Origin of the sequence: Aeromonas sp. ASNIH8 (assembly GCF_002919855.1) — a bacterium.
Lineage (GTDB): Bacteria > Pseudomonadota > Gammaproteobacteria > Enterobacterales > Aeromonadaceae > Aeromonas > Aeromonas caviae.
This window is the reverse complement of sequence record NZ_PQLN01000263.1, coordinates 1-703: the sequence shown is the minus strand read 5'-3', so window position 1 is coordinate 703 and position 703 is coordinate 1. Positions and strand designations below refer to the sequence as shown.

Annotated in this window: 1 pseudogene; it reads left to right on the top strand. The window is 57.2% G+C overall.

The window, feature by feature from the left end:
* Positions 1-699, top strand: a pseudogene (locus tag C3418_RS23820) (ISL3-like element ISAeme19 family transposase); the annotation flags it as partial.
* Positions 700-703: the final 4 nt, after the last annotated feature.

Sequence of the window (703 nt, the reverse complement as noted above, 5' to 3'; positions counted from 1 at the left end):
ATCATGGATGCCGAGCGAACCCGCGTCCTGTGGGTGGGGCACGGCAACAGCCGGGCCGCTATCCGTCCCTTCTTCGAGCAGCTCGGCGAGCGATGCCAGCAGATTGAAGCGGTGGCGATGGACATGAACACGGCGTTCGACCTGGAGGTGAAGCAACACTGCCCGCAGGCGGAGGTGGTCTACGACCTGTTCCACGTGGTGGCTCGCTATGGCCGAGAGGTGGTGGACCGGGTGCGAGTGGAGCAGGCGAATGCACTGAAAAGCGATAAACCGGCGCGAAAAGTGGTCAAAAGTGCGCGTTGGTTGCTGCTACGTAATCGGGCGAAGTTGAGTGAAAAACAGGATGTGAAGTTGCAGGAGCTGTTGGCGGCGAATCAACCGCTGGCGATGGTGTACGTGCTGAAAGAGGGGTTGAAGGGCATCTGGTATGCGCCGAGCGTGTGGGAAGGATGGCGACGATGGCGGAGCTGGATGCGGCAGGTGAAGGAAAGCGGGCTAGCGCCGCTGCAACGATTTGGTCGAAATTTATCGAAATATATGCGGGGGATCCTGGCGAGTGCAAACTACCCGATGCACACGAGTGTGCTGGAAGGGGTGAACAACAAGATCAAAGTGATAAAGCGTATGGCATATGGATTTAGGGACTCAGAATACTTTTTTCTGAAAATCAAGGCGGCCTTCCCCGGAAAGCCGCGATGAACCA